Origin of the sequence: Roseospira visakhapatnamensis, from assembly GCF_014197915.1 — a bacterium.
Taxonomy (GTDB): domain Bacteria; phylum Pseudomonadota; class Alphaproteobacteria; order Rhodospirillales; family Rhodospirillaceae; genus Rhodospira; species Rhodospira visakhapatnamensis.
This window is the reverse complement of the sequence record NZ_JACIGK010000001.1, coordinates 129,478-156,347: the sequence shown is the minus strand read 5'-3', so window position 1 is coordinate 156,347 and position 26,870 is coordinate 129,478. Positions and strand designations below refer to the sequence as shown.

The 26,870-nt window shown below is 71.0% G+C and carries 20 protein-coding genes; 13 read left to right on the top strand and 7 right to left on the bottom strand.

The genetic code is table 11. From position 1 onward, the window contains the following. Positions 1 to 2: 2 nt before the first annotated feature. The 3 genes from GGD89_RS00630 to GGD89_RS00620 all read left to right on the top strand — a co-directional run bounded on the left by GGD89_RS00630 (position 3) and on the right by GGD89_RS00620 (position 3,883). Positions 3 to 2,321: a hydantoinase B/oxoprolinase family protein gene (locus tag GGD89_RS00630; RefSeq protein ID WP_184042157.1), complete on the top strand. Its 2,319-nt coding sequence runs from the start codon at positions 3 to 5 to the stop codon at positions 2,319 to 2,321. A 92-nt stretch (positions 2,322 to 2,413) separates the two neighbouring features. Beyond that, positions 2,414 to 2,914 (top strand): acetone carboxylase subunit gamma, encoded by a 501-nt coding sequence (locus tag GGD89_RS00625; RefSeq protein ID WP_184042156.1) that lies wholly within the window; start codon positions 2,414 to 2,416, stop codon positions 2,912 to 2,914. A gap of 264 nt (positions 2,915 to 3,178) precedes the next feature. Then, positions 3,179 to 3,883 carry an SOUL family heme-binding protein gene (locus GGD89_RS00620; protein ID WP_246422146.1) on the top strand — a complete coding sequence of 235 codons (705 nt, stop codon included), beginning with the start codon at positions 3,179 to 3,181 and terminating at the stop codon, positions 3,881 to 3,883. 37 nt (positions 3,884 to 3,920) lie between these two features. Here GGD89_RS00620 and GGD89_RS00615 read toward each other — a convergent pair whose 3' ends face one another. The 6 genes from GGD89_RS00615 to GGD89_RS00590 form a co-directional block, all read right to left on the bottom strand. Beyond that, positions 3,921 to 4,928, bottom strand: coding sequence for a ParB/RepB/Spo0J family partition protein (locus GGD89_RS00615; protein WP_184042155.1), 1,008 nt, complete (start codon positions 4,926 to 4,928; stop codon positions 3,921 to 3,923). 64 nt (positions 4,929 to 4,992) lie between these two features. Next, entirely contained in the window at positions 4,993 to 5,820 is an 828-nt protein-coding gene (locus GGD89_RS00610; RefSeq protein ID WP_184042322.1) for a ParA family protein, read from the bottom strand. Between the two features lie 43 nt (positions 5,821 to 5,863). Next, positions 5,864 to 6,628 (bottom strand): 16S rRNA (guanine(527)-N(7))-methyltransferase RsmG, encoded by a 765-nt coding sequence (locus tag GGD89_RS00605; protein WP_184042154.1) that lies wholly within the window; start codon positions 6,626 to 6,628, stop codon positions 5,864 to 5,866. Continuing rightward, positions 6,625 to 8,616: a tRNA uridine-5-carboxymethylaminomethyl(34) synthesis enzyme MnmG gene (gene mnmG, locus GGD89_RS00600; RefSeq protein ID WP_184042321.1), complete on the bottom strand. Its 1,992-nt coding sequence runs from the start codon at positions 8,614 to 8,616 to the stop codon at positions 6,625 to 6,627. The genes GGD89_RS00605 and mnmG overlap by 4 nt, the downstream gene beginning before the upstream one ends. Positions 8,617 to 8,928: 312 nt before the next feature. Then, positions 8,929 to 9,909, bottom strand: coding sequence for a quinone oxidoreductase family protein (locus tag GGD89_RS00595; protein WP_184042153.1), 981 nt, complete (start codon positions 9,907 to 9,909; stop codon positions 8,929 to 8,931). 191 nt (positions 9,910 to 10,100) lie between these two features. Further along, positions 10,101 to 12,191, bottom strand: coding sequence for a thioredoxin domain-containing protein (locus GGD89_RS00590; protein WP_184042152.1), 2,091 nt, complete (start codon positions 12,189 to 12,191; stop codon positions 10,101 to 10,103). A gap of 538 nt (positions 12,192 to 12,729) precedes the next feature. On the opposite strand from GGD89_RS00590, the gene GGD89_RS00585 reads away from it, so the two are divergent. Further along, positions 12,730 to 12,987, top strand: coding sequence for a DUF6489 family protein (locus GGD89_RS00585; RefSeq protein WP_184042151.1), 258 nt, complete (start codon positions 12,730 to 12,732; stop codon positions 12,985 to 12,987). 74 nt (positions 12,988 to 13,061) lie between these two features. Here the strand turns inward: GGD89_RS00585 and GGD89_RS00580 are convergent, their stop codons facing one another. Beyond that, positions 13,062 to 15,608 (bottom strand): adenylate/guanylate cyclase domain-containing protein, encoded by a 2,547-nt coding sequence (locus GGD89_RS00580; protein WP_184042150.1) that lies wholly within the window; start codon positions 15,606 to 15,608, stop codon positions 13,062 to 13,064. A 160-nt stretch (positions 15,609 to 15,768) separates the two neighbouring features. Between GGD89_RS00580 and GGD89_RS00575 the strand changes: the two genes are divergently transcribed. The 9 genes from GGD89_RS00575 (at position 15,769) to pnp (ending at position 26,812) form a co-directional block, all read left to right on the top strand. Beyond that, positions 15,769 to 15,969 (top strand): hypothetical protein, encoded by a 201-nt coding sequence (locus GGD89_RS00575; protein ID WP_184042149.1) that lies wholly within the window; start codon positions 15,769 to 15,771, stop codon positions 15,967 to 15,969. Positions 15,970 to 16,252: 283 nt separating this feature from the next. Next, positions 16,253 to 16,822, top strand: a complete 570-nt coding sequence (rimP, locus tag GGD89_RS00570) for a ribosome maturation factor RimP (RefSeq protein ID WP_343058474.1) — start codon at positions 16,253 to 16,255, stop codon at positions 16,820 to 16,822. 19 nt (positions 16,823 to 16,841) lie between these two features. Continuing rightward, the gene (nusA, locus tag GGD89_RS00565) at positions 16,842 to 18,554 is read left to right on the top strand and encodes a transcription termination factor NusA (protein ID WP_184042148.1); all 1,713 of its coding nucleotides are present in this window, start codon (positions 16,842 to 16,844) and stop codon (positions 18,552 to 18,554) included. Between the two features lie 44 nt (positions 18,555 to 18,598). Then, positions 18,599 to 19,423: an RNA-binding protein gene (locus tag GGD89_RS00560; protein WP_184042147.1), complete on the top strand. Its 825-nt coding sequence runs from the start codon at positions 18,599 to 18,601 to the stop codon at positions 19,421 to 19,423. Between the two features lie 76 nt (positions 19,424 to 19,499). Next, positions 19,500 to 22,133: a translation initiation factor IF-2 gene (gene infB / locus GGD89_RS00555; RefSeq protein ID WP_184042146.1), complete on the top strand. Its 2,634-nt coding sequence runs from the start codon at positions 19,500 to 19,502 to the stop codon at positions 22,131 to 22,133. 305 nt (positions 22,134 to 22,438) lie between these two features. Then, positions 22,439 to 22,927 carry a 30S ribosome-binding factor RbfA gene (gene rbfA, locus GGD89_RS00550; protein ID WP_184042145.1) on the top strand — a complete coding sequence of 163 codons (489 nt, stop codon included), beginning with the start codon at positions 22,439 to 22,441 and terminating at the stop codon, positions 22,925 to 22,927. Continuing rightward, positions 22,917 to 23,870, top strand: a complete 954-nt coding sequence (truB, locus tag GGD89_RS00545) for a tRNA pseudouridine(55) synthase TruB (RefSeq protein WP_184042144.1) — start codon at positions 22,917 to 22,919, stop codon at positions 23,868 to 23,870. Before rbfA ends, truB begins: the two co-directional genes overlap by 11 nt. A 149-nt stretch (positions 23,871 to 24,019) precedes the next feature. Then, positions 24,020 to 24,289: a 30S ribosomal protein S15 gene (gene rpsO / locus GGD89_RS00540; protein WP_184042143.1), complete on the top strand. Its 270-nt coding sequence runs from the start codon at positions 24,020 to 24,022 to the stop codon at positions 24,287 to 24,289. A gap of 402 nt (positions 24,290 to 24,691) precedes the next feature. Continuing rightward, entirely contained in the window at positions 24,692 to 26,812 is a 2,121-nt protein-coding gene (gene pnp, locus GGD89_RS00535; protein ID WP_184042142.1) for a polyribonucleotide nucleotidyltransferase, read from the top strand. Positions 26,813 to 26,870 lie beyond the last annotated feature (58 nt).

Here is a 26,870-nt window from a genome sequence, read left to right as displayed (position 1 = left end):
CCATGAACGTGATCTCCAAGACGATCCACGCGGGCCTGGCCGGCGGCGGCAAGACCTTGAAGCAGAACCGCGACACCGTGCTGGCCCGCACCGCCAAAACCGGTTTCTACAACGGCCTGAAGGCCCTGGCCTTCAAGGAAAACGACCCCATCGCCTACGAGAAGATGTTCTCCAAGCTGCGCGGCGGTCTGGTGCATGCCCGCGAGACCGCCAAGAAAATCGCCGCCTCGCCCATCGTCGAGCAGGAAGGCGAACTGTGCTTCACCCTGTACAACGCCGCCGGGGACTGCGTGCTGACCTCCACGGGCATTATCATCCACGTCGGCACCATGGGCGCGGCCATCAAGTACATGATCGAGAACGACTGGGAGTCCAATCCCGGCATCAACCCCGGCGACATGTTCACCAACAACGACTGCTCCATCGGCAACGTGCATCCCTGCGACATCGCCACCATCGTCCCCATCTTCGCCGACGATACGCTCGTCGGCTGGGTGGGCGGCGTGACCCATGTCATCGACACCGGGTCGGTGGGGCCCGGGTCCATGTCCACGGGCCAGGTGCAGCGCTTCGGGGACGGCGTGCAGATCACCTGCCGCAAGACCGGCGCCAACGACCAGCCCTTCCGCGACTGGCTGCATGAAAGCCAGCGCGCCGTGCGCACCACGAAATACTGGATCCTGGACGAACGCACCCGCATCGCCGGCTGTCACATGATCCGCGACCTGGTGGAGGAGGTCATCCGCGAGGACGGCCTGGAGACCTGGAGGACCTTCGCCCACGAGGTCATCGAGGAGGGCCGCCGGGGCCTGGCCAGCCGTGTCAAGGCGATGACTGTGCCCGGCACCTACCGCCGGGTGGCCTTCGTGGACGTGCCCTACGCCCACGAGGACATCGGCTGTCCCTCGGCCTTCGCCAAGGTCGATACCATCATGCACGCGCCGGTGGAGATCACGATCAAGCCCGACGCCACCTGGCGCCTTGACTTCGAGGGCGCGAGCCGCTGGGGCTGGCATACGTACAACGCCAACCAGGTGGCGTTCACCTCGGGCATCTGGGTGATGATGACCCAGACCCTGGTGCCCACCGAGCGGATCAACGACGGCGCTTATTACGGCACCCAGTTCCGCTTACCCAAGGGCACCTGGATGAACCCGGACGACCGGCGCACCGGCCACGCCTACGCCTGGCACTTCCTGGTGTCCGGCTGGAGCGCCCTATGGCGGGGGCTGGGCTCCGCCTACTTCGCCCGGGGCTACCTGGAGGAGGTCAACGCCGGCAACGCCAATACCTCCAACTGGCTCCAGGGAGGCGGAATCAACCAGGATCTGGAGATCCACGCCGTCAACAGCTTCGAGGCCGCCGCCTGCGGCACCGGCGCCGGCGCGGTCAAGGATGGCCTGAACAACGCGGCCGCCATCTGGAACCCCGAGGGCGACATGGGCGACATGGAGATCTGGGAGCTGGCCGAGCCCCTGCTCTACCTGGGGCGCACCGTGAAGACCAACTCCGGCGGCTATGGCACGTACCGGGGCGGCTGCGGCTTCGAGACCCTGCGCATGGTTTGGAAGGCCGAGGACTGGACCATGTACTTCATGGGCAACGGCTACATGAACTCCGACTGGGGGCTCATGGGTGGCTATCCCTCGGCCACCGGATACCGCTTCGAGGCCCACAAGACCGACCTCAAGGCGCGCATCGCCGAGGGCCTGTCCCTGCCCCTGGGCGCCGACCGCGATCCGGACGCGCGCGCCTACGAACAGCACCTGGGCGCGAGCGCCGTGGTCAAACGCGACAACCAGGCCATGACCACCGAGTCCATCTTCGAGAACCACGACCTGTACCTGAACTACCTGCGCGGCGGTCCCGGCTTCGGCGATCCCCTGGACCGGGATCCGGCGGCGGTGGAAGCCGACCTGAACGACCGCCTTGTGCTGCCCCGGTTCGCCGAAACCGTTTACGGCGCGGTGTTCGCGCGCGACGCGGAGGGGCGCTATGCGGTGGATGGGGAGGCCACGGCCAGGCGGCGCGCGGACATCCGCCGGGAGCGCCTCGCCCGCGCCAAGCCGACCCGCGCGTGGATGGCCGAGGAGCGGGAACGCATCCTCGCCAAGCAGGCCGCCCTTCCGGTGAAGCACATGTTCGCCAGCAGCTTCGGGCTCAGCGACACCTTCCTGGCCCGCTTCCGCGCCTTCTGGGACCTGCCCGGGGATTGGACCCTGACGGAGGACGAGTTGGGCGTGCCCGCCTTCGGCGCCCGGCACCGCAATGACCTGTCGACGCTGCCCGACGTGCGCACCGTCGTGCTGGTCGAGGAATAGGACTGGACGCGGCCGGGGGGCGGTGCCGCCGTCGCGTCCCCTGCCCTCCCCGCCCCACCCCGTGACGGATATCGAGCAAGGGACTCAAACGCATGTCCAGCTACACCAAGCACCAGATCGCCGATCTGATCGAGGGCCGCGCGCCCTGGACCACCGTCCATCGCATGCTGTCCATGCCCAAGGACGCCGACCGTTTCCGCCTGTACCTGGAGGTTTTGCAGGACAAGGCGTCCTTCGATACCCGGATCATTCTGCCGCTCGGCCCCCATCTCCACATCGTCCAGACCAGGGATAAGGCGTGGGTGACGATGTGCGAGTGTGGCCACAACTTTGGTGACTGTGACGAAAACTGGAAGCTGAATGCTCTCGTTTACGTGCGGGATACCGAAGAGGCCATGGCCGAGGTCTATCCACGCCTCATGGCGCCCGATCCCGCCTGGCAGGTTTACCGGGAATACTATTGCCCGACCTGCGGGGTGATGCACGACGTGGAGGCACCGACGCCCTGGTATCCGGTGGTGCATGACTTCGAACCGGATATCGAGACCTTCTATCGGGACTGGGTGAAGCTGCCGGTACCTGAGCGCGCCTGATCCCCGCGCCGGCGGGCGGTCACCGGGCCGGTCATCGGGCCGGTCATCGGGGCCGCCGATCGGTGTTTGTCGATCGGCGTTTGTCGATCGGGGGCGGAGGACGGACCTTCGCCCCCATCGGCGGTTGGGATGGGGGACGTCCCTTCGGGCGGCGCGACGTCCCGCCGCGTGCCCGAGGCCCAGCACCCGACGCCCGACGCCCAACGTCCAGCGTCCCTGGGGCCTCCCATGATCCGGGTGGACACGAATGCCGTATGTCTGGGCATGACACGCTCATCTCGCGCCTTCGTGGCGATCAGCCTTGTGGGAGTCCTGGCCATGGCCGGTTGCGCCATCACCGGCGGCCGTTCGGGCACGCCCGAGTCCGCCTTCACCATCGAGGACCGTCTGTCCGTGCCCGGGGACGACGGCACCCGTCATGTCGAGGTGCGCCGCTATGGCGATCGGGTCGCCGCCGAGGTGATCCCCCGCGACGACGGCGCGCCCACCACCGGCAACGCCGCCTTCCGGTTGCTGTTCGACTACATCTCCGGAGCCAATCGCCAGGGCGAGACGGTGGCCATGACCACGCCGGTGGCCCGGCCGACGGGCGGCGGGCGCGCGGGCACGAAGATTCCCATGACCGTGCCCGTGGAAAGCACGGGATCGGACCGAACCGGGGCCGCCGGCGAGGACGCCTACGTCATGCGCTTCTTCCTGCCCGACGGGTCCACGCCGGACACCGCGCCCGTTCCCACCCATGCGCGGGTGCGCATCGTGGGCCTGCCCGGGCGGGACATGGCGGTGCTGCGCTTCTCCGGCTTCCGCAACGACGACCGGACCGAGGCGCGCAAGGCGGCGTTGCTGGCGGCTCTCGACCGGACCGCGTGGCGCCCGGTGGGCCAGCCGGTGGCGTGGTTCTACGATCCGCCCTGGACCCTGCCCTTCCTGCGCCGCAACGAGGTGGCCGTGGCCGTGGAGCGGCGGTGACGACCGCGCATGCCCGGACGCCTCGGCGGGCGGTGGCTTACCCAAAGGGCGACGGTGTGATGTCGTCGCCATCCTCCGCCGAGGGGCCGCGCGACAGGCGGGCCAGGATCTCGTCGAGCTGCGACAGCGAGGCGTACTGCACGGTGACGGTGCCTTGGGTGCCGCCGCCCGCCTTCATGTCGATGCTCACCGCCATACCGAGCTGAGCGCTCAGGTCCCGTTCCAGGGCCAGGGTGTCGGCGTCCTTGTCGGGACGTCCGGCGCGCGGGCCGCTGCCCTTGCGGGGGCGTGCCTGGGCCGGGCGCTGGGCCATTTCGCGGGCCAGGGTCTCGGTCTGGCGGACGTTCAGGCCCTTGCGGACCACGTCCCGGGCGGCCTGCGTGGGGTGCTCCAGGGTCAGCAACGCCCGGGCATGGCCGGCGGTGAGCGCGCCGTCGTTGAGCAGGCCACGCACCTCCTCCGGCAGGGTCAGCAGGCGCATGGTGTTGGCCACATGGCTGCGGCTCTTGCCCACCGCCTCGGCCAGGGCCTCCTGGGTGTGGTCGAACTCGTGGACCAGGCGGCGGTAGCCCTCGGCCTCTTCCATCGGATTGAGATCCTGGCGCTGCAGGTTCTCGACAAGGGCGACCTCCAGGGTGTCGCGGTCGGTGAAGTCCCGGACCAGCACCGGCACCTGGTGCACCTGGGCGCGCTGAGCGGCGCGCCAGCGGCGCTCGCCGGCGATGATCTCATACTGGTCGGGCGCGCCGGCGCGCGGGCGCACCAACAAGGGCTGCAGGACGCCCCGATGGCGGACGCTCTCGGCCAGTTCGTCCAGCCCGGCCTCGTCGAACACCCGGCGCGGCTGCAAGGGGCTGGGGCTCAGGCGGTCCACCGGCAGCTGGCGCACGCCGGACGCCGGCGCGGCGGCGTCGCCGGTGCCGGACGGGATCGCGGTGGCGTCCGGACCGGCGCCGGTGTCGTCGGCCGACGCGGCGATGGCCGAGGCCTCCGCCTCGCCGAACAGGGCGGACAGGCCGCGCCCGAGAGTCTGTCGTTTGGCCATTTGTATCCGTGGTCTGAAGTCGGAGGGACCAGCGTGACGCGGGTCGCCGGGGGCCGGTCGGGTACTACGCCGCCAGGGTGCGGGTCTGGCGGATCACCTCGCCGGCCAGCTTCACGTAAGCCCTGGATCCGGCGCAGGCCAGGTCATAGAGCAGCACCGGCTTGCCATGCGATGGTGCCTCGGAGACGCGGACGTTGCGGGGAATGACCGTCTCGTAGACCTTGTCGCCGAAGTAGGTGCGCACGTCCTCGGCCACCAGGTCCGACAGGTTGTTGCGGCGGTCGAACATGGTCAGCACGATTCCCTGGATCTCCAGGGCGGGGTTGAAGCGGGCGCGGACCCGCTCGACGGTGGTCATGAGGTGGCTGATGCCCTCCAGGGCGAAGAACTCGCATTGCAGCGGGATCAGCACCGCGTGCGCCGCCACCAGGGCATTGAGGGTCAGCAGGCCCAGGGCGGGCGGGCAGTCGATGAGGATGTAGTCGACCGCCGCGTCGCTCGGGCCGGGACGCCCCGCGGGAGTCCGGGTCAGGGCATCGGCCAGGCGGTGCTCGCGGCGGTCGATGTCCACCAGTTCCAGCTCGGCGCCCGCCAGGTCCATCCCCGAGGGCACCAGCGTCAGGCCGGGAATCCCGGTGTCCACCTGGGTTTCGGACAACGGCAGGGTGCCGGACAGAAGCTGGTAGCTGTCGCGGCCGCGATTGCCCCGGGCGATGCCGAAGCCCGTGGAGGCGTTGCCTTGCGGATCCAGGTCGATGACCAGAACACGCGTTTGGGTGGCGGCCAGCGCGGTCGCCAGATTGATGGCCGTGGTGGTCTTGCCCACGCCGCCCTTCTGGTTGGCGATGGCGATGATACGCGGACCGGTGCCCGTGGTGGGGCCGATGCCCATGGGGCCGGTCCGGGGGGCACCGGCGCGCCCCCGGGTGGGCGTGTCAGCGGGGGGTGGCGACACGGTGGATCTCCCGAATGACGAGAATGCGGCCGGCGGGATCACCGCGCGCCGGCTGGCTGCTCAGGCGCATGATCCATTGATCCCGGCAGGCGGTCAATTCCGTCTCCACGTCCCGCCCCTTGGGGAGCAGCGCCAGGCCGTCCGGCGCGCGGTGACGCAACACCAGGGGCAGCAGGTCCGGCAGCGGGGCCAGGGCGCGGGCGGTGACCACGTCGCCCGCGAGCGGCGCGACGGACTCCAGCCGGGCGGCATGAAGGGTGACGGCTGTGTGGGTGGCGCGGGCGGCCTCGCGCAGGAAAGCGGCCTTGCGCCGGTCCGACTCGACGAGGTGCGCATCGGGCGCGCCCAGGATCGCGAGCACCAGCCCGGGAAAGCCGGCGCCCGATCCCAGGTCCACCAGGCGACGGGCGGTGCCGGGCATCAGCGGGTGGAGCTGGGCCGAATCGAGCACGTGCCGCGCCCACCCCCGGTCCGGCCCGGTCAGGGTGGACGGGGCCACCAGGTTGATGCGACGGGTCCAGCGGGCCAGCAGGTCGAGCAGGGTCTCCAGGCGGCGGACGGTGTCGTCGGGAATCGCCGTGGGGGGGCAGCCGAGGACGGCGGCCAGCGCGTCGCGGCGGGCGGCGCGGGCGGCCGGGGGGTCGTCCGCCAGCGGCGGCGGGGGCGCCGTCCGCGCCGACGCCGGACGGGCGGTGGTCCGGGGCGGGGCGGTGGGACGGATCGGGGATCGGGGGCGGCGGGTCATGGTCCGGCGGTCCCGGGCCGCGCGCGGGCGCCGGGGTCGCGCCGGCGCACATGGGCCAGCAGGGCGGTGAGCGCGGCCGGGGTGACGCCGGGCAGACGCGCGGCGGCGCCCAGGGTGGCCGGGCGGGCCCGGGACAGCACCTGGCGCATCTCCGTGGACAGGCCGCCGATGGCCGCGTAGTCCACGCCGTCGGGCAGGCGCAGCGCCTCGTCGCGGCGGTGCTGGGCGATGTCGCGGTCCATGCGGGCCAGGTAGCGGTCGTAGCGGGCGGTGACCTCCAGGCGGGCGGCGCTGGCCGGGTCGATGCTGGCCAGCGCGGGCCACAGGGTCGCCAGCCGGGCCACGGTCACGTCGGGCTGGCCCAGCAGGTCGAAGGCGGTGCGGCGCTGGCCGTCCTGGTTGATGCGCCAGCCGGCGCGGTTCAGGTGCGTCGGGGTCATGGACAGCCCGTCCAGCAGGGCGCGGGCCTGGGCCAGGCGCGCGGCCCGATCGCGCCAGTGGGCGGCGCGCTCCCGGCCCACCAGGCCGACGGCCAGGCCCCGGTCGGTCAGGCGCTCGTCGGCGTTGTCGGCGCGCAGGCGCAGGCGGTATTCGGCGCGGCTGGTGAACATGCGATAGGGCTCGGTCACGCCGCGCGTCACCAAATCGTCGATCATGACGCCGATGGTGGCCTCGGCCCGATCCAGCGTGAAGGCCGGCCGGTCGTCGGCGGGCGCGCCGGCCGGGTCGCGGCGGTCGCCGGCCCGGGCGCCGGCCAGGAGGGCCGCGTTGACGCCGGCCATCAGGCCCAGGGCGGCGGCCTCCTCGTACCCGGTGGTGCCGTTGATCTGGCCGGCCAGGAACAGGCCCGGCAGGCGGGCGACCTCCAGGGTCGGGCGCAGCACGCGAGGGTCCACCATGTCGTACTCGATGGCATAGCCGGATTGGAGGATGCGCGCGCGCGCCAGCCCGGGGATGGTGGCCACCAGGGCGGCCTGAACGTCATCGGGCAGGCTGGTGGAGATGCCGTTGGGGTAGACCGTGGGCGTGTCCAGCCCCTCGGGCTCCAGGAAGATCTGATGGCGGTCGCGGTCGGCGAAGCGCACCACCTTGTCCTCGATGCTCGGGCAATAGCGCGGGCCGATGCCCTCGATGCGGCCGCCGTAGAGGGCCGAGCGGGTCAGGTTGGCGCGGATCAGGGCGTGGGTCGCGGGGGTCGTGGTGGTGATGTGGCAGGGCACCTGCGGCGTGGTGATGCGGTCGGTCAGGCTGGAAAAGGGTTCGGGCGGGATGTCGCCGGGCTGTGGCGCCAGGGCCTCCCAGTCGATGGTGCGGCCGTCCAGGCGGGGCGGCGTGCCGGTCTTCAGGCGGGCCAGCGGCAGGCCCAGGCGGGCCAGCGCGGTGGACAGGCCCAGGGCGGCCGGGCAGCCCAGACGCCCGCCGGGGGTGGTGGCGTGCCCCCGGTGCAGCACCCCGCGCAGGAAGGTCCCGGTGGTCAGAACGACGGCGCCGGCGGTCAGCCGCCGGCCGTCGGCCAGCACGACACCGGCGACGACGCCCTGGTCGGTGTCGGCCCGGCGCGGCGTGGAGTCAACGATCAGATCCTCGACGGCGCCCTCGACGATGTCCAGGCCCGGGACCCCGGCCAGCAGGTCCTGGATGGCCCGGGCGTACAGGCGGCGGTCGGCCTGGGCGCGTGGCCCCTGCACCGCCGGTCCCTTGGAGCGGTTGAGCACGCGAAACTGGATGCCGGCGCGGTCGATGGCCCGGGCCATCAGGCCGTCCAGGGCGTCGATCTCGCGCGCCAGATGGCCCTTGCCCAGGCCGCCGATGGCCGGGTTGCAGGACATCGCGCCGATGGTCTCGCGCCGATGGGTGAGCAGCAGGGTACGCGCCCCCAGGCGCGCGGCGGCGGCGGCAGCCTCGACCCCCGCGTGCCCGCCGCCCACGACCAGGACGTCGGCGGGGGGCAGTGTGTGTGGGCCAGACGATGGGGTCGAGCGCGGCATGGGCGGCACGGGGTCGGTCATGGGGACGGGGTGGGACCCGGCGGCGTCCGCGTCATCGGGCGTGGACCCCGTCCTTATAGAGGCGGTGGCCACCGGGTTCCAGGGGCGACGCGGTGCGGTGGTGTCTCGCGCCGCGACACGAAGGGGCTCGCGGAGCCGGGAGAGGCGCGAATGCGCGCCTCGTCACCGACGGGTGATCACGCGCTTGGCCAACTGTTTCACGTGAAACAACGAGGGCTGCCCTCCCCTTCCCCAACCGTGTGTTTCACGTGAAACAGGCCCCGGCGGTCCCCTCCCCCGTCCCGATGGTCCTCACGCCGGGAGCAGCACCGTCGAGCCGGTGGTCTTGCGCCCCTCCAGGTCCCGATGCGCCTGGGCGGCGTCCCTCAGGGCGTAGGTCTGATGGACGGCCACGCGCACCGCGCCGCTGGAGACGACGGAAAACAGGTCCTCGGCCGCCGCCACCAACTCGTCCCGCGTCGCCACCCAGTCCATCAGCTTGGGCCGGGTCAGGACCAGCGATCCCTTGTCGGAAAGGGTCAGCGGGGAGACCGGCGGCACCGGCCCGGAGGCATTGCCGAAGGTGACCATCGTGCCGCGCCGCGCCAGGCAGTCCAGCGAACCCTCGAACACGTCCTGGCCGACGCCATCATAGACCACCGGCACGCCCCGACCGCCGGTGATCTCCCGCACCCGGGCGACGAAATCCTCGTCACGGTAGAGAATCGGATGATCACAGCCGTGCGCCCGCGCGAGCTCCGCCTTCTCCGATGAGCCCACCGTGCCGATGACCGTGGCCCCGATGTGCCTGAGCCACTGGCAGGCGATCAACCCCACGCCTCCGGCGGCGGCATGGACCAGCACGGTCATGCCCGGCTGGACCGGAAACAGGCGGCGGATGAGGTATTGCGCCGTCAGGCCCTGCAGCATCATGGCGGCGGCGGTGGTGTCGTCGATGGTGTCCGGGAGCGTGACCAGGGTGTCCGTGGCCATCACCCGGGTCTCGCGATAGGCCCCCAGAGGCCCGGTGCCATAGGCGACGCGGTCCCCCGCCGCGAATCCCTGGACTCCCGCCCCCACCGCCTCGATCACCCCGGCGGCCTCAAGCCCCAGTCCGGAGGGAAGCGCCGCCACCGGATAGAGGCCGGAGCGATGATAGGTGTCGATGAAGTTCAGGCCCACCGCGCGGTGACGCACCCGCACCTCGCCGGGGCCGGGGTCGCCGTCCGGCGCGGGGTCCCAGCTCAGGACCTCGGGGCCGCCGGTCTTGTGAAAGCGGATGGCGTGGGACATGGCCGGGCTCCTTTCGTGGCAGTGACCGGGCATCCAACGACGATCCGCGCGCGGGCGCGGGCGGTCCCCGCCGGCTGCCGTGCCGTCCGGATAGCACGCGACGGAGACCGCGACCAGGGCAGGACCAGAGGCGCGCCAAGGGCGGACCACCGGTGGGCCAAGGGGGGAGGCCGCCGTCGCCGGAGTCGCATCTAGTCCAGCACCCGGGCCAGGACCGCCGGATCGGTCACCGGCGCGCCGCAGGTGGGTCCCCGGCAGACGTAGGCGGTGGCCTGGTCCGCGACGGCCGTCTTGCCCGCCGCCGGATGCCCGGCCGGCACGGCATCGCCCGGCGTCACCCGGGTCAGCACCAGATCCGGGTCCGGACTGGCCGCCGCCACCCCCATCAGCGCCGCCGTGCCCGGGTCGTCGGACCGGCCGACCACCACCACCTGGGGACAGCGCGCCAGCGCCTCCAGCGCCGCCAGGAGCGTCGCCGTGTGCGGATAGCCCCGGGGCAGCACGGCGGCGAAGGCGCGGGCCGTCGCCTCGGCCTGGCGCGCGTCTGTCTCGTCGCCGGTCATCGCCGCCAGCCGCGCCAGCGCCAGCGCCAGCGCCCCGTTGCCCGAGGGCGCGGGCGTGTCCATGGCGCTCTTGGGTCGGACGATCAGGTCGGGCGCATCGGCGGCGGCAAGGAAGAAGCCCCCGGCCTCGGTGTCCCCGTACAGGGCGAGGGCGGTGTCGACCCAGGCGCGCGCGTGCTCCAGATAATCCGCCGTCCCGGTGCCGCGATGCAGCGCCAGGGCCGCCAGGGCCATATGCCCGAGGTCGTCCAGAACGCCGACCTTGCGCCGCCGCCCCTGGCGCCAGGCATGGCTCAGGCGTGCGTGGCCGGCCTCGTCACGCCAGCCGAGATCGCGGACCACGGCCGCGAAGGCCGTCTCCGCCCGCGTCCGCCATGCGGGCCGGTCCAGCACCGCCGCCGCCCGCGCCAACGCGGCGATCATCAGGCCGTTCCAGTCGGCCAGGACCTTGTCGTCGCGGGCCGGGCGCACCCGCGTGTCCCGGGCCGCCAGCAGCCGTGCCCGGCCGCGCGCCAGGGCGGCCTCGACATCGTCGGTGGACCACCCGGGCGGCGGCACCGGCTGGGGGCCCGAGCGGTTGAGGATCACCCGCCCCTCCCAGTTGCCCGCCGCGGTCACGTCGTAGGCCGCCTTGACCAGCGCCGCCGTCTCCGGATCGCCGTCCAGCACGGCATCCACCTCGGCCTCGCGCCAGACATAGAAGCGTCCCTCCTCGCCCTCGCTGTCGGCGTCCAGGGTGGCGGCGAAGGCGCCGTTGTCGGCGATCATCTCCCGCTCGACCCAGGCAACGGTCTCCTCGATGCGCGCCAACAGCAGGGGGGTCCGGTCCCGCGCCCAGACCCGGACCATCAGGTCGAGCACCTGGGCATTGTCGTAGAGCATCTTCTCGAAGTGCGGCGCCAGCCAGCGCTCGTCGGTGCTGTAGCGCGCGAAGCCGCCGCCCAGGTGGTCGTAGATCCCGCCCTGGCCCATGCGGGTCAGGCTCAGGCGCACCGCGTCGCCCAGGGACTCGTCACCGGTGCGGCGGAAGGCGCGCCACAGGGCGTCCAGGGCCGTGACCATGGGAAACTTGGGCGCGCCGGCCAGGCCGCCATGCACCGGATCCAGGTGATCCAGCAGGCGCCGCGCCCAGGCATCCTGATCGGCCAGGGTGGGCACGGCGCCGGCCCCATCCGGTCCGTCGGCGTCCGGCCCCTCCCCGCTCCCGCCGCCCCGGGCCTGGGCCTCCAGCGCCTGACAGAGGCCGGTCGCCGCCCGCGCCACCCGTCCGTCGTCGGCGTGGAACAGCGCGGACACCTGCTCCAGCACCGCCGGAAAGCCCGGCCGCCCGTGTCGCGGCGTGGGCGGGAAGTAGGTGCCGCCGGTGAACGGCCGCCCGTCCGGGGTCAGGAACAGGGTCAGCGGCCAGCCCCCCGGCTCGCCCATCAGCGCCAGCGCCCCCATGTACAGGGCGTCGACGTCCGGGCGCTCCTCGCGGTCCACCTTGATGTTCACGAACAGGGCGTTCATGCGCGCGGCGATGGCCGGGTTCTCGAAGCTCTCGTGGGCCATGACATGGCACCAGTGGCAGGCGGCGTAGCCCACCGACAGCAGCACCGGCCGGCCGCTCGCCCGGGCCTCGGCGAAGGCCGCCTCGCCCCAGGGCCACCAGTGGACCGGGTTGTCCTTGTGTTGCAGCAGGTACGGGCTGGTTTCGTCGGCCAGGCGGTTGTGGCTCATCGCGTCTCGACTCCGCGTGGGGGGGGAATACCGCCCGACAGAAGGGGTCAACGTGGTGTCGGGCGGCCGACGCGACGGCGTCGGTATCGCCTCCGGTGCCGCGACGCGGCTCCGGTCGTATCGACGGGATGCCCCGTCGGGCGTCCGGGGCGGCGCATGTCCTTGGGACTGACCAGTCAGGCGCAAGGACGGCCGGTCAAGGGATCGTGGGGCCGCACTGGAAACCGCGCGCCCGTTGCCTTAGGTTGGGATCCACGGCTGGCGATACAACCAGGGTCCCGGGCAGGGTCCCGGGCAGGGTCCCGGGCAGGGTCCCGGGCAGGGTCCCGGGCAGGGTCCCGGGCAGGGTCCCGGGCACGATCCCTGGCAGGCAGGAGTCCTCATACCAGCGGCATCGGCCACGGACGGCGACGGTCAGTCTCTATGACCGTTGGAATAACAGGACCTCGTGCGGGTGCGACGATCGCCGGGATCATGGGTCTCGCCCTTGGCACGGTCGCGACGCCCCGTCCACCCCGACTCCGGGAGGAGACCACCGATGAAGCTGCATATCGACATTGATTGCACGCCGGAGGAGGCCCGGGCCTTCCTCGGCCTGCCCGACGTCCAGCCCATGCAGTCGGCGGTGATGGCGCAGTTGCAGGAGCGGTTGGAGGCCAACCTGGCGGCCACCGATCCCGAGGTTCTGTTCCGGACCTGGCTGCCGGCGCAGATCGGCAACCTGGAACATCTTCAAAAATTTTTCTGGCAGCAGTTCACCCAGGCCGCCAGCCGGGCCACCGGCGGCTCGCCGTAACGGCCACCGGATCCGACCGATCCCCGGGCCTGGCGACGCTCCGCATGCGGCGCGTGACCCGCCGCCGGCCGGGATCAGGCGGAGGCGGGGCGCCCCGTCGTCGAGGATTCCGTCGTCGAACTCTCCGTCGTGGGGGCCGTGGCCGTTGTGTCCGGCGGGGCGGCCGATCCCGGCGCGCCGCCGTCCCGGGCCGGGGTCCGGTCGACGACGTCGGAGGGGGCGTCGCTGCCGGCATCACCGCCGATGTCGGCCCGCGTGGTGTCCCCCGTCTCGCCCCTGGCGTCGGGCGCCGGACCGCCGTCGGAGTCGGACGCGCGCCGGACCTCGGGTCCAGAATCAGATCGGGGATCGGATCGGGGATCGGCCGCCGCCCGGGGGCCGGACGCCGGGTCCGGATCAAGGCGCGGTTCCTGCCAGCCGTCGGCCTCCGGGTCGATGGTGGCGCCGCCGTCGTGGACCTGTCCGGCCCCCGGCTGGCTGGGCACGGCGGTGAGGGCGGTCTCCGCCGTCCCGTCGTCGGCGGGTCCGGGAGGGGGCGCGCCGGTGGCCGGAGCCGTGCCGTCCGCCGGCGGGGCGTCGGCGGCGGACCCCGCGCGCCGCTGGCGGGACGGTGATCCCTCCCACACCGCCTCGTGCAGCCGCTGGGGGTCCTTGATGCCCTTCAGGAAGGTGGTCCCCCGCTCCTCGAACACCAGCTTGGTGCCCTCGCACATGTCGCGCACGATCTGGCTGACCATGATCTCGTCCATGTCCGCCTGCGCGCAGACGCGCGCCGCCACCGTGACCGCCAGGCCATAGTAGTCGTTCTCGGCGCTGATGGGCTCGCCGGCGTTGATGCCGATCCGAATCCGAAGCGGCAGTTCGGACTCGGCTTGGTTATGGACGCGCGCCGCCTTGAGCACGTCGATCATGCCCCAGACGGCGTCGGGCACATGCTCGAAGGTGGCCATGATGCCGTCGCCGGTGTGCTTGATCTCGCGACCGTTGAAACGCGCCAGCGCCGAGCGCACGGCCGCGTTGTGGGCGCGCAGGGTCTGCTGGGCCTTGAGGTCGCCGTGTTCGCTGGTCAGGTCGGTGGAGCCCACCATGTCGGTGAAGACGATGGCGATGGTGCTGCCGGTGATGGTCTGTGTCTTGGGGGTGTTCCAGTCTTCCAGCACCATGCCCAGGCTGGCGAAGGCATTGTCGGCGCCGGACTGGTGCAGGGTCATGGCCTCGCGTCCGAAGCGCACCATGCGGGCGTAGCGGTCCTCGGCCAGATAGGTGTCGAGACGCTCGACGAACGAGTTGGCCAGTTCCGGGCGCGTTCCCATGACCTCCACCGTCTCGCGCAACAGCTTGTGGAACTCCTCCTGGCTCAGGTGCGCGGTCTGGGACACCACGTCGCAGACGCCGGCCAGGTAGAGGTTGATGCCGAAGCGGTTGAAGGTGTCCAGTTTGGGACGTAGGTCCTTGAGGGCGGCGACATACGTGCCGAGGAAGTCCACCGTGAGGGCGTGACCGGTCTCGAAGGCCCGGCTGGGGGGCGGGTCCAGGGTCAGCTCATCCATGGACTCGTCGTATGGATCGTCGGTCAGGTCCATCTCCGCAAGGATTTGCTCTGATTTCTGGTCTTTTTCTTTTTGTTTCTTTTTCTGGTCTTCAAGTTCTTTCTTCAGCCTTTTCCTTTCTTTTTCCTCTTCGTCCTGAATTTTCCTTTTTCGCTTCTTGTCGATGTCGCCGTCCGTCGCGGGCGGGGGCGATCGGTCGTCCGGGGTCTCGGCCGCCTCCTGGCCAGCGCGGTCCTCCACCACCGTCCGGTCGGCGCTGGTGGTCTCCGTCTCGGTGGGCGCGCCAAGGACCGTGCCGGCGGCGTCTGCCGCGCCCGGCGGGGCGGCGTGTCCCGGGACCCGCGCGCCGCCGGGCGCGCGTCGCCGCCGCCGCGGCTGGTCTTCGCCCGCGACGCCCTGCAGGGGAACCAGGCGCAGCGTCAACACGAAGCCGCTGAGCAGGAACAGGACCATGAACACCGAAAACAGGGAGTTGGACAGCGAGCGGCTGTCGACGACCACGTCGAAGCTCCGCAGCATGTTGATGACGACCGGAAGCACCGCCGCGCCCGCCGTGGCGATGATTAGGCTGGCGACCAGCACGAACAGCAGGCGCGCCAGCAGATCCCCCGTGGAGCGGGCATGGGTGGGCGCGCCGAAGCGGGTGCGGCCGGCCTGGGCGTTTCCCGGTCCCGCGAACTGGCTCAGTCCGGCGGGAATCCGCGCATTGGGGCGGTACCCGGCGCCGACAGGCCCGGACGACGCGGTTGGCCGGCCCCACTCGGAGTCCCCCAGGTCGTCCCCCAGGCTGGCCCTGGTGCCCCGGCGGCGCGCCAGGGTACGGTCACGGCGCGCGCGCTGGTTCCGGCGCAGGTCCACGGCCTTGGGGCTGAGGTAGACGGTCTGCTCGCCGTACCGATTGGTGTCGGTGTCGTAGCTTTCCCGCATCACCTTGGTGGGGCGGCCCAGGTGGGCCTCCAGGGCGCTGGCCTCTTCCAGGGCGCGCGTCTTTTCGGCCGTGACATAGCGGGCGTGCAGGACCCAGCCCGTGTCCTCCAGGGTGTAGACCTCGTAGTGGGCGATCGTCGGCATGCCCCGAATCCCCAAGGCGGTCGGCATCATGGCGCGGCCGCGCCGACCGGCCGGCCGCGTCCCCCATTCTGACACCGGGACCTTAAAGAAAAGGGTAAGAGGAGACCGATGCGGGAACAAGGGCGCAGGATCCGTCACCCGACATCGACGGCCGGTCCGCGTGTCCCGCCCCGGCGGCGGCGAAGTGACGCGCATCCATGGCACGGTCGGGCGGAACGGCGCCGTCGAGTTCGTGCGCGACACCGGACCCCGGGGCGCCGACCCCTGGGATCAGATCGTCACGGGGGGCGACCTGTTCGAGGGGGGCGCCGCGCCCAGGCCATGGCCGGCGCGCCACGGCTGGTATGCCGAGCGGCGCTAAGGCCGGCATGGAGACGCGGCGGGACCAGCGCCGGAGGGGCGCGGTCGGACGGGATGCCCCATGGGGAACCGAATCGCCCTGGGACGCGGTCTTGCCAGCGGTCGGCAATGTTGGTATACGACGACGGTATCGATCCTCATAACGGACCGGACCATGATACGGACCCGGGACGCCATGATGGGGTGGGCCAGCGGCCCCCCTTTTTTTTGTTCCCGAAGTCCGGCGATGGCGTCGTCACGTCGGGGGTGGGGACCTGATCGCAAGGGATGGAGCGGCAACAGGCGTGACGCGGCTGATCGGCGACAACGGCCCGCTGGTGGACCTGGTGGCACCCGTCCTGGAGGGTATGGGCTTCACACTGGTGCGCGTGCTGTTCATGGGCCGCCAACGCAAGGTCCTTCAGGTGATGGCCGATCGCGTGGATGGCCTGCCGATCACCGTGGAGGACTGCGAGGCCATCAGCCATGCGCTGTCGGCGGTGCTGGACGTGGACGATCCCATCGCCGGCGCCTACGACCTGGAGGTCAGTTCGCCCGGCGTGGACCGGCCCCTGACCCGGCGCGCCGACTTCGCGCGCTACGCCGGACACGCGGTGCGGCTGGAGGCGGATCTGGCGGTGGACGGCCGGCGGCGCGCCAAGGGGCGGCTGCTGGGCATCGACCAGGACGACGTGGTGTCGCTGCGGCTGGACGAGCCCACCAACGAGGGCGTGGCCGAGTGGCGGGTGCCGCTGGGATCGCTGACCAAGGCCAAGCTGGTGCTGACGGATGATCTGATCGCGGCGGTCATGAAGGCCGACAAGGATGCCCGCCGGGATCCGGCGCCGGATCGGGCCGCGGCGCAGGACGCGTAGTTTCGGGAGACTGAGTCAGATGGAACGTATTGCCGGCATGAGCCGGCCCGAACTGGTGCAGGTGGCCGACACGGTCTCGCGCGACAAGGGCATCGAGCGCGAGGAGGTGTTCGTGGCCATGGAGCAGGCCATTCAGAAGGCGGGCCGGTCCAAGTACGGACACGATCACGACATCCGCGCGGCCATCGACCGGCGCACCGGCGAAATCCGCCTGGAGCGACGCTTGCAGGTGGTCGAGGAGGTCGAGGACGAGGCCACCCAGGTCACCGTGGACCGCGCCCGGCGCAAGAAGCCCGACGCCGAGCCCGGTGACGAGCTGATCGATCCGTTGCCGCCCATCGATTTCGGCCGCATCGCCGCGCAGACCGCCAAGCAGGTGATCGTGCAGCGCGTGCGCGAGGCCGAGCGCGAGCGTCAGTACGAGGAATACAAGGACCGCATGGACGAGGTCGTCAACGGCCTGGTCAAGCGGGTGGAGTTCGGCAACGTCATCGTCGATCTGGGCCGCGCCGAGGCGCTGTTGCGCCGCGACGAACTGATCCCGCGCGAGCACTTCAAGAACGGCGACCGGGTGCGGGCCTACATCTTCGACGTGCGCCAGGAACCGCGCGGCCCGCAGATCTTCCTGTCCCGGACCCGGCCGGAGTTCATGGCCAAGCTGTTCGCCCAGGAGGTGCCGGAGATCTACGACGGCATCATCGACATCAAGGCGGTGGCCCGCGACCCGGGCTCGCGCGCCAAGATCGCGGTATTGTCCAGGGACTCGAGCATCGATCCCGTCGGCGCCTGCGTCGGCATGCGCGGCTCGCGCGTGCAGGCGGTGGTCGCCGAGCTTCAGGGCGAGAAGATCGACATCATTCAGTGGACCGAGGAGCCGGCCAGCTTCGTGGTCAACGCCCTGGCCCCGGCCGAGGTGGCCAAGGTGGTGCTGGACGAGGACACCAACCGCATCGAGGTGGTGGTGCCCGACGAGCAACTGTCGCTGGCCATCGGCCGGCGCGGCCAGAACGTGCGTCTCGCGTCGCAGTTGTCCGGCTGGGACATCGACATCCTGACCGAGGCCGAGGAATCCGAGCGCCGCCAGGAGGAGTTCCGCACCCGCTCGCAGGCGTTCATCGATGCCCTCGACGTGGACGATGTGATCGCCCATCTGCTGGTCACCGAGGGATTCAGCTCCGTGGAGGAGGTGGCGTTCGTCGTCGACGACGAACTCGCCGACATCGAGGGCTTCGATCCCGACATCGCCGCCGAACTCAAGGAGCGGGCCCAGTCCTACCTGGAGGAACGCGAGCGTGTCGCCGACGAGCAGCGCCGCGAGCTGGGCGTGGACGACGAGATGACCTTCGTGCACGGGCTGTCGGCGACCATGCTGGTGGCCCTGGGTCAGGCCGGGGTGAAGACCCTGGACGATCTGGCCGATCTGGCCAGCGACGAGCTGCGCGAGATCGTCGGCCTGGAGGCCATGGACGAGGAGACGGCCAACACCATCATCATGGCCTCGCGGGCGCACTGGTTCGACGACGACGACGTGGCGGCCGACTCCGGCGCGGAGTCCGAGGGGGACGTGGGCGCGGCAACGGACGCGAACGCCGATGCCGACGCCGGGACGGACCCTGGGACTGAGTCTGGGACTGAGTCTGGGGTTGGCCTCGAGGTTGAGGTCGTGGCGGAAGACGCGGCGGGGGACGCGGACACCGCCGCCGTGGACGACGACTCCGACCGCGCCGGCTGACCGGGGCGCAAGCGGGGATCGCGGGGGATCGCGGGGGCGCGGCCATGATCGAGGGCGCCGATAGGACCGACGACGCGGGCGATGATGCCCCGGAGGACGACTCTGGCGAGTCCCTTCCCGAGGGTGAACGGCGCTGTATCGTCACCCGTGAGCGGCGTCCCAGGCGCCGTCTGATCCGCTTTGTGCTCGATCTGGACGGTCAGGTGGTCCCCGATGTGGATGAACGGCTGCCGGGGCGAGGTTTGTGGTTGAGCCCTGGCCGCGATATGGTAGAGATGGCGTCGTCCCGGCGTGCATTCGCCCGGGCCGCGCGCCGCCCCGTCACCGTGCCGCCCGATCTGGCCGACAGGGTCGAGGCCCTGCTCGTCCGACGATGCTTGAATGGTCTCGGTCTGGCGCGCCGCGCCGGGCAGGTGGTGACCGGGTATGAAAAGGTTCGCGCCCGTCTGCGCGAGGGGGCTGTTGGCGTGCTTCTGGCGGCCAGCGACGGGGCTCCGGACGGACGGACCAAGGTCGCGGCCCTGGCGGCCGCCCTGGCCCGCGCCCGGGCCGCAGAGTCCGGCGGCGACGATCTGGATCGCCCCGATGGAAAGCGTCCGATCCAGGAGGGGGTTCGGGCGGAACCGGTGCTGGTGACGGCCTTCACCGCCGCGGAACTGGGGCGGCCGCTGGGCCGGGATCGGGCCGTGCATGTGGCCCTGGACACGGGGCGCCTGGCGACGCGTCTCCTGGAGAGTTGTGTGTTGCTTGCCGGTTTCCGGGCGGAGCCGGTGATGGGTCCCGTTTCCATGGTCCGGGCCGAGGGGTCAGAGACCGACCCGGCGCATCCGGACGGGACGCGTGGGACTCGCGCGCGCCCGGCCCGATGAGGCCAGGGTGTATTCGAAGGCCGTCGCCCATCCGGGGCCCGGCCCATGGCAAGGGTATGGAGCATAGCTGGTTCGAATGGCGGACGAGAAGGAACGTAAGGCCCCGTTGTCGCTGTCTTCGCGCGGCAAGCTGGAACTGAAGCGCCCGCTGGAAAGTGGCCAGGTGCGCCAGAACTTCTCCCATGGACGCTCCAAGGTGGTCCAGGTGGAGGTGCGCAAGAAACGCACCGTCCACGCCGCCGAGGCGGAAGCGGCGCGCCGGGGGCGCGGCGGCGGATCCGACGCGCGCCTGCGCGAGGTCGCCGAATCCCTGTCGGGGGACCTGACCAACGAGGAAAAGGCGCATCGCCTGCGCGCCCTCCAGGCCGCCCAGCAGCGCGCCGAGGACGAGGCGCGCCGCAAGGCCGAGGAGGAGGTCCGTCGCAAGGCCGAGGAGGAAGCGCGTCGTCTGGCCGAGGCGGAGGACGCCCGCCGCAAGGCCGAGGAGGACGAGGCGCGCCGCCTGGCCGAGGCGGAGGACGCTCGCCGCAGGGCCGAGGAAGAGGTCGCATCGCCGCGTGAGCCCGGCGCCGTCCGGACCGCGACGCCGGCCGATGCGGCGGCGGCGGCCGCCAGCCCGGTCGCCGACGCGGCGGCCCGCCGCGACAAGCCGCGCGCCGATGGCGCCGAGGCCGATCGCGCGCGTCCGGCGGCCCGGGGCCGTCCGGCCACCGGCCGCGAGGGTGAGCAGGACGCCGGTCCGGCGCGGCGCGGTGCCACCGCCACCCCGGCGGCCAAGGCGCCGGCCAAGACACCGTCGACCAAGCGTGTCGAGCCCAAGCGGCGCGGCAAGCTGACCATTTCCTCGGTGCTGACCGGCGACGACCGGTCGGAACGCGGACGCTCCATGGCGGCCATGCGCCGCGCCCAGCAGAAGGAGCGCCGCAAGCAGCAGTCCCAGCCGCAGGAACGGGTCATCCGCGAGGTCACGCTCCCCGAGACCATCACCGTCCAGGAACTGGCCAACCGCATGGCCGAGCGTGGCGGCAACGTGGTCAAGTCGCTGATGAAGCTGGGCGTGATGGCCACCATCAACCAGGTCATCGACGCCGACACCGCCGAACTTGTGATCGGGGACTTCGGTCACAAGGCCAAGCGGGTGTCCGACGCCGACGTGGAAATCGGCCTGGTGGCGGGTCCCGACGAGGACGAGACGCTGATGTCGCGTCCGCCGGTGGTCACCGTCATGGGTCACGTGGACCACGGCAAGACGTCGCTGCTGGATGCGCTGCGCGAGGCCGACGTGGTCTCCGGCGAGGCCGGCGGCATCACCCAGCATATCGGCGCCTATCAGGTGCAGTCGGCCTCCGGCGCGCGTGTCACCTACATCGACACGCCGGGCCACGCCGCCTTCACGGCGATGCGCGCGCGCGGTGCCCATGTGACCGACATCGTCGTGCTGGTGGTGGCCGCCAACGACGGCATCATGCCGCAGACGGTGGAGGCCATCCGCCACGCCCAGGCGGCCAAGGTGCCGATGGTCGTGGCCATCAACAAGATCGACCTGCCCGAGGCCGATCCCGACAAGGTGCGCACCGCGCTGCTGAACCACGAAGTGGTGGTGGAGCAGATGGGCGGCGACGTGCTGTGCGTCGAGGTCTCGGCCAAGAAGCGCCTGCACCTCGACAAGCTGGAAGAGGCCCTGATGCTCCAGTCCGAGTTGCTGGACCTGAAGGCCAACCCGGACCGGGTGGCCGAGGGTGCGGTGATCGAGGCCAAGATGGAGCGTGGGCGCGGGTCCGTGGCCACGGTGCTGATCCAGCGCGGCACGTTGCACATCGGCGACACCTTCGTGTGCGGCAAGGAGTGGGGCCGCGTGCGGGCGCTGGTCAGCGAACGCGGCGAGCGCCTGGAGGAGGCCGGTCCAGCCACGCCCGCCGAGGTGCTGGGCTTCAACGGCATGCCCGAGGCCGGCGACGATTTCATCGTCGTCGCCGACGAGGCGCAGGCTCGCGAGGTCTCCGGCTATCGCCAGCGCAAGGACCGCGAGGCCCAGTTCGTGAAGTCGGCGCGCGGCACCATGGAGCAGATGTTCGAGCGCATCCATGCCGGCGAGGCCAAGGAACTGCCCGTGGTCATCAAGGGCGACGTGCAGGGCTCGGTCGAGGCGCTCATCGGCACGCTGGAGAAGATGGGCAGCGACGAGGTCCGGGTGCGGGTGCTGCACTCGGCGGTCGGCGGCATCAACGAAAGCGACATCACGCTGGCCAAGGCGTCCGACGCCCTGATCATCGGCTTCAACGTCCGCGCCAACCCTCAGGCCCGCGAGATGGCCCGGCGCGACGGCGTGGAGATCCGCTACTACAGCATCATCTACAACGTCGCCGACGACGTGAAGGCACTGCTGGCCGGCATGCTGGAGCCGACGTTCAAGGAGAACTTCATCGGCTACGCCCAGATCCGCGAGGTGTTCAACATCACCAAGGTGGGCAAGGTGGCCGGCTGCATGATCACCGAGGGCGTGGTCAAGCGGGGCGCCAAGGTGCGCCTGCTGCGCGACGACGTGGTCATCCATGAGGGCAGCCTGGGCCAGCTCAAGCGCTTCAAGGACGACGTCCGCGAGGTGCGCGAGGGCTACGAGTGCGGCATGTCGTTCGAGCACTATCACGACCTTCAGGTGGGCGACATGATCGAGTGCTTCGAGCTGGAGGAGGTGGCGGCCGAACTCTAGTGCGGCGACGCATGCAAGGAATTCACCCTTGAATGCAAAGGTCGCTGCACAAGACATTGTTTTTCGCGCACGTTCGATCCAGACAAAAGACTGTGGACCGCATCTTTTGTCTGGATCAGTGCACGAGCGGCCGGTCGCCTGCGTCCGGCACCGGGGCGAGGCCCGCGTCGGATCGATGGAGCATGACCCCCGGTTCCCGCCTCCCTCGCGGGGACGGGACCGGGGACCCGGCGACACGCCGGGGCGATGATGCGACGGCGCTCTCCCCTCTCACGTTTCTCATCCAGACAGGGAGTCGCGTCATCATGAGACGAGACGCCACCCGGTCCGCCTCGTCGCAGAGGACCGCCCGTCCGCCCGGCCAGCGCCAGTTGCGCGTCGGTGAGGAGTTGCGCCACGCGCTGGCCTGGACGCTGGAGCGGGGCGATATTCGCGATCCGGCCCTGGCCGGGCGTCCGGTCACCGTCACCGAGGTACGGGTCAGCCCCGACCTGCGCAACGCCACCGTCTACGTGGTGCCGCTGGGGGGTGGCGACATGGCCGAGGCCGAGGTGCTGGCCGGCTTCAAGCGCGTCAAGTCGTTCCTGCGCCACGAACTGGCCCACAAGGTCAATCTGCGCCACGTGCCCGACCTGACCTTCGCGGTGGACGAGACCTTCGATACCGCCGATCGCATCGAGGCGATCTTGCACCGCCCGGACGTGGCCCGGGATCTCGACCGGGATCACCCGGATCGGGTTGGGGATGGGCCCGCCCCCGAGGCGGCCGACTCCGGACGATGCGATGGGACGTAGGCGCAAGGGCAAGCCGGTGCACGGCTGGCTGGTGGTGGACAAGCCGCAAGGCATCACCTCCACGCGGGTGGTGTCCCGGGTTCGCCGGGCCACCGACGCCGCCAAGGTGGGCCATGGCGGCACCCTGGATCCGCTGGCCACCGGCATCCTGCCCATCGCCCTGGGCGAGGCCACCAAGACGGTGAGCCACGTCATGGACGGCCGCAAGGTCTACCGCCTAGACATCCGCTGGGGCGAGGCCCGGGACACCGACGATGCCGAAGGCCGGGTGACCGAAACCCGCGCCCATCGGCCCACCCTGGACGAGGTCCGGGCCGCGCTGCCGGCCTTCCTCGGCACCGTGTCGCAGGTGCCGCCCCGCTTCTCGGCCATCAAGGTGGACGGCAAGCGCGCCTATGATCTGGCGCGGGCCGACCAGCCGGTGGACCTGAGTCCGCGCCTGGTGCGCATCGACGCCATCGACATCCTGACCGCCGAGGCCGAGGCCCGGGCCGATCCCGATCGGATCACCCTTCTGGTGCGGTCCGGCAAGGGCACCTACATGCGGTCGCTGGCCCGCGATCTGGCCGAGGCGCTGGGGACCTGTGCCCACATGTCCGGATTGCGCCGGCTGGCCTGCGGGCCGTTCGACGAGTCCCAGGCGATTTCCCTGGAAAAGCTGGACGCCGTGGGGCATAGTCTCGACCCTTCCGAGCTTCTTCTGTCCGTCGAGACCGCGCTGGACGACATCCCGGCCCTGGCCCTGACGGACGCCGAAGCCTGCCGCCTGTCCCTGGGGCAATCGCTGGCCGTGCTGCCGGTGCTGTCCCGGTCTCCCGTGGACACGGGACCGGAAGGGGCGGACGCCGACACGGTCCTGAGGGCCATGGCGGGGTCGCGTCTGGTGGCGATGGTTCGGATCGTCGGCGGAGAGATCCGCCCGGTCCGCGTCATGAACCTGTGACCGGGTTGGCCGGGGGGTCCCCCACGGTGAGCCCGGCCCCCGTGTTTGTCCCAGTCGATCCGGAGGGGGCGCGGCCCAGCCCGCCCGCGCGTCCGGTCGTTACCCAATCGCCTTCGGGGCGGCCCAGCCCCGACCTCATGGAGTTCCCGATGTCGATTACCGCCGAACGCAAGCAGGACCTGATCAAGGAATACGCCACCAACGAAGGCGACACCGGATCGCCCGAGGTGCAGGTGGCCATCCTGACCGAACGGATCATCAACCTGACCGAACACCTGAAGGTCCACAAGAAGGACACCCACTCCCGCCGGGGCCTGCTGATGATGGTGGGCCAGCGCCGGCGCCTGCTGGATTACGTCAAGAAGTGCGAGCAGGCGCGCTACGAAAGCCTGATCGGCCGACTCGGCCTGCGGAAGTAAAAAAGGGGGATCGCCCGTGTCCCCTTCGTTGTCACACGGGCAATCAGGGCGCAGTGAGCCGGCCACCGAAACCGGGACCCGACCAGGGCCGGGTAGGCCGATCCTCACGCCGATCGCGGGACCGCGCCCCCCGCGCGTTGCGGATTCCGGGCTGGACCCGGACTCCCGCCCCCGGCACGCCGGACCGTCGATCGGTCCGGCCGAGACGCCGGCCCCCTCTCCGTGTCCCCTGGCGTTCGTCCGCCGACCCACCGCGCCCCGGTCCCTCGACGGGACGGGATCGCCGGGCCGATGGCCGCACCGCGCCGACAGGGACGCAAGGGGCCCGCGTGCTCGCGCGAGTCTGCGGCCGGTGGGTGCGCATACGGGCGGCGACGAGCTTGCAAGAGAAAGACAAGACGCATGTCCATGTTCAACGTATCCCGCACCGAACTCGACTGGGGCGGCCGCCGGCTGGTCCTGGAAAGCGGCCGTGTCGCCCGTCAGGCGGACGGCGCGGTCCTGGTCTCGCTGGGCGAGACCACGGTGCTGTGTACCGCCGTCGGCGATTCGGCCGCGCGTCCGGGAATCGACTTCTTCCCGTTGACCGTGCACTACCAGGAAAAGACCTTCGCGGCCGGCAAGATCCCCGGCGGCTTTTTCAAGCGCGAGGGCCGGCCCACCGAGAAGGAAACCCTGGTCTCGCGGCTGATCGACCGGCCCATCCGGCCGCTGTTCCACAAGGGCTACAAGTGCGAGACCCAGGTCATCTGCACCGTGCTCTGCCATGACATGGAAAACGATCCCGACGTGGTCGCCATGATCGGCGCCTCCGCCGCCCTGACGCTGTCCGGCCTGCCCTTCCTGGGTCCCATCGGCGCCGCGCGCGTGGGCTACATCGACGGCCAGCTGGTGCTGAACCCGACCCTCGATCAGGTCAAGGAGTCCGACCTGGACCTGGTGGTCGCCGGCACCAAGGACGGCGTGCTGATGGTCGAGTCCGAGGCCCAGGAGCTGTCCGAGGAGATCATGCTCGACGCCGTGACCTTCGGCCACGCGCAGTTCCAGCCGGTCATCGACGCCATCATCGACCTGGCCGAGAAGGCCGCGCGCGAACCGCGTGACGTGCCGCCACCGCCGCCGGAGGCCGAGGCCGTGGCCGCCCGCGTGCGCGAGATCGGCGCCGAGGGGCTGCGCGCCGCCTATGCCGAGGCGGACAAGCAGGCCCGCCAGGCCAAGGTGGCCGAGGTGAAGGCCGAGGTGGCCGCCGCCTTCGCCGACGACGAGGCCGGCCAGGCCCTGATGCCCGGCGCCTTCAAGGCCCTGGAGGCCGACATCGTGCGCGGCTCCATCCTGGAGACCGGCCAGCGCATCGACGGCCGCGACACCAAGACGGTCCGCCCGATCGAGGTGGACGTGGGCTTCCTGCCGCGCGCCCACGGCTCGACCCTGTTCACCCGGGGCGAGACCCAGGCCCTGGTGGTCGCCACGCTGGGCACCGGCCAGGACGAGCAGATCATCGACGCGCTGGAGGGCGAGTACCGCCAGCACTTCATGCTGCACTACAACTTCCCGCCCTATTCGGTGGGCGAGACCGGCCGCATGGGCGGCGCCGGCCGACGCGAGATCGGCCACGGCAAGCTGGCCTGGCGGGCCATCCGGCCGCTGCTGCCGGTCAAGGCGGACTTCCCCTACACCATGCGCGTGGTCTCCGAGATCACCGAGTCCAACGGCTCGTCCTCCATGGCCACGGTGTGCGGCTCGTCGCTGGCGCTGATGGACGCCGGCGTGCCCATGCCGCGCCCGGTGGCCGGCATCGCCATGGGCCTCATCAAGGAAGATGACCGCTTCGCCGTGCTGACCGACATCCTGGGGGATGAGGATCACCTGGGTGACATGGACTTCAAGGTCGCCGGCACCGCCGAGGGCATCACCGCCCTGCAGATGGACATCAAGATCACGTCCATCACCAAGGAGATCATGGACGTCGCCCTGAACCAGGCCCGCGACGGCCGCCTGCACATCCTGGGCGAGATGGCCAAGGGGCTGACCAGCGCCCGCGACGAGGTCTCCGGCAACGCGCCGCGCATCACCACCATCAAGGTGAACCCGTCCAAGGTGCGCGAGGTCATCGGCAGCGGCGGCAAGGTGATCCGCGAGATCACCGAGACCACCCAGACCAAGATCGACATCGAGGACGACGGCACCATCAAGATCGCCGCCACCGACTCGGCCAACGCCGAACGCGCCGTGGAGTGGATCAAGGGCATCGCCGCCGATCCGGAGATGGGCGTGGTCTACAACGGCAAGGTGGTGAAGGTGGTCGAGTTCGGCGCCTTCGTGAACTTCCTGGGCAGCCGCGACGGCCTGGTGCACATCTCCGAGCTGTCGCAGAAGCGGCCGCAGAAGGTGACCGACGTCGTCAACCAGGGCGACATGGTCAAGGTGAAGGTCCTCGGCTTCGACGATCGCGGCAAGGTCAAGCTGACCATGAAGCAGGTCGATCAGGAAACCGGCGAGGATCTGACGGCGCCGGCGGACTGACCGCGCGGGCACCGTTCCGTTCATCGGGGCGTCCGACAGCAGAGCGGGGCCGGGGGAG

What these genes read in the sequence shown, in the direction of transcription:
- GGD89_RS00625 (WP_184042156.1), top strand. Translation starts at nt 2,414, where the DNA reads ATGTCCAGCTACACCAAGCACCAGATCGCCGATCTGATCGAGGGCCGC.
- GGD89_RS00595 (WP_184042153.1), bottom strand. Translation starts at nt 9,909, where the DNA reads ATGTCCCACGCCATCCGCTTTCACAAGACCGGCGGCCCCGAGGTCCTG.
- GGD89_RS00630 (WP_184042157.1), top strand. Translation starts at nt 3, where the DNA reads ATGAACGTGATCTCCAAGACGATCCACGCGGGCCTGGCCGGCGGCGGC.
- GGD89_RS00615 (WP_184042155.1), bottom strand. Translation starts at nt 4,928, where the DNA reads ATGGCCAAACGACAGACTCTCGGGCGCGGCCTGTCCGCCCTGTTCGGC.
- mnmG (WP_184042321.1), bottom strand. Translation starts at nt 8,616, where the DNA reads ATGCCGCGCTCGACCCCATCGTCTGGCCCACACACACTGCCCCCCGCC.
- nusA (WP_184042148.1), top strand. Translation starts at nt 16,842, where the DNA reads ATGGAACGTATTGCCGGCATGAGCCGGCCCGAACTGGTGCAGGTGGCC.
- pnp (WP_184042142.1), top strand. Translation starts at nt 24,692, where the DNA reads ATGTCCATGTTCAACGTATCCCGCACCGAACTCGACTGGGGCGGCCGC.
- rbfA (WP_184042145.1), top strand. Translation starts at nt 22,439, where the DNA reads ATGAGACGAGACGCCACCCGGTCCGCCTCGTCGCAGAGGACCGCCCGT.
- rpsO (WP_184042143.1), top strand. Translation starts at nt 24,020, where the DNA reads ATGTCGATTACCGCCGAACGCAAGCAGGACCTGATCAAGGAATACGCC.
- GGD89_RS00620 (WP_246422146.1), top strand. Translation starts at nt 3,179, where the DNA reads ATGACACGCTCATCTCGCGCCTTCGTGGCGATCAGCCTTGTGGGAGTC.
- infB (WP_184042146.1), top strand. Translation starts at nt 19,500, where the DNA reads ATGGCGGACGAGAAGGAACGTAAGGCCCCGTTGTCGCTGTCTTCGCGC.
- GGD89_RS00610 (WP_184042322.1), bottom strand. Translation starts at nt 5,820, where the DNA reads ATGGGCATCGGCCCCACCACGGGCACCGGTCCGCGTATCATCGCCATC.
- GGD89_RS00560 (WP_184042147.1), top strand. Translation starts at nt 18,599, where the DNA reads ATGATCGAGGGCGCCGATAGGACCGACGACGCGGGCGATGATGCCCCG.
- GGD89_RS00605 (WP_184042154.1), bottom strand. Translation starts at nt 6,628, where the DNA reads ATGACCCGCCGCCCCCGATCCCCGATCCGTCCCACCGCCCCGCCCCGG.
- GGD89_RS00590 (WP_184042152.1), bottom strand. Translation starts at nt 12,191, where the DNA reads ATGAGCCACAACCGCCTGGCCGACGAAACCAGCCCGTACCTGCTGCAA.
- truB (WP_184042144.1), top strand. Translation starts at nt 22,917, where the DNA reads ATGGGACGTAGGCGCAAGGGCAAGCCGGTGCACGGCTGGCTGGTGGTG.
- GGD89_RS00585 (WP_184042151.1), top strand. Translation starts at nt 12,730, where the DNA reads ATGAAGCTGCATATCGACATTGATTGCACGCCGGAGGAGGCCCGGGCC.
- GGD89_RS00580 (WP_184042150.1), bottom strand. Translation starts at nt 15,608, where the DNA reads ATGCCGACGATCGCCCACTACGAGGTCTACACCCTGGAGGACACGGGC.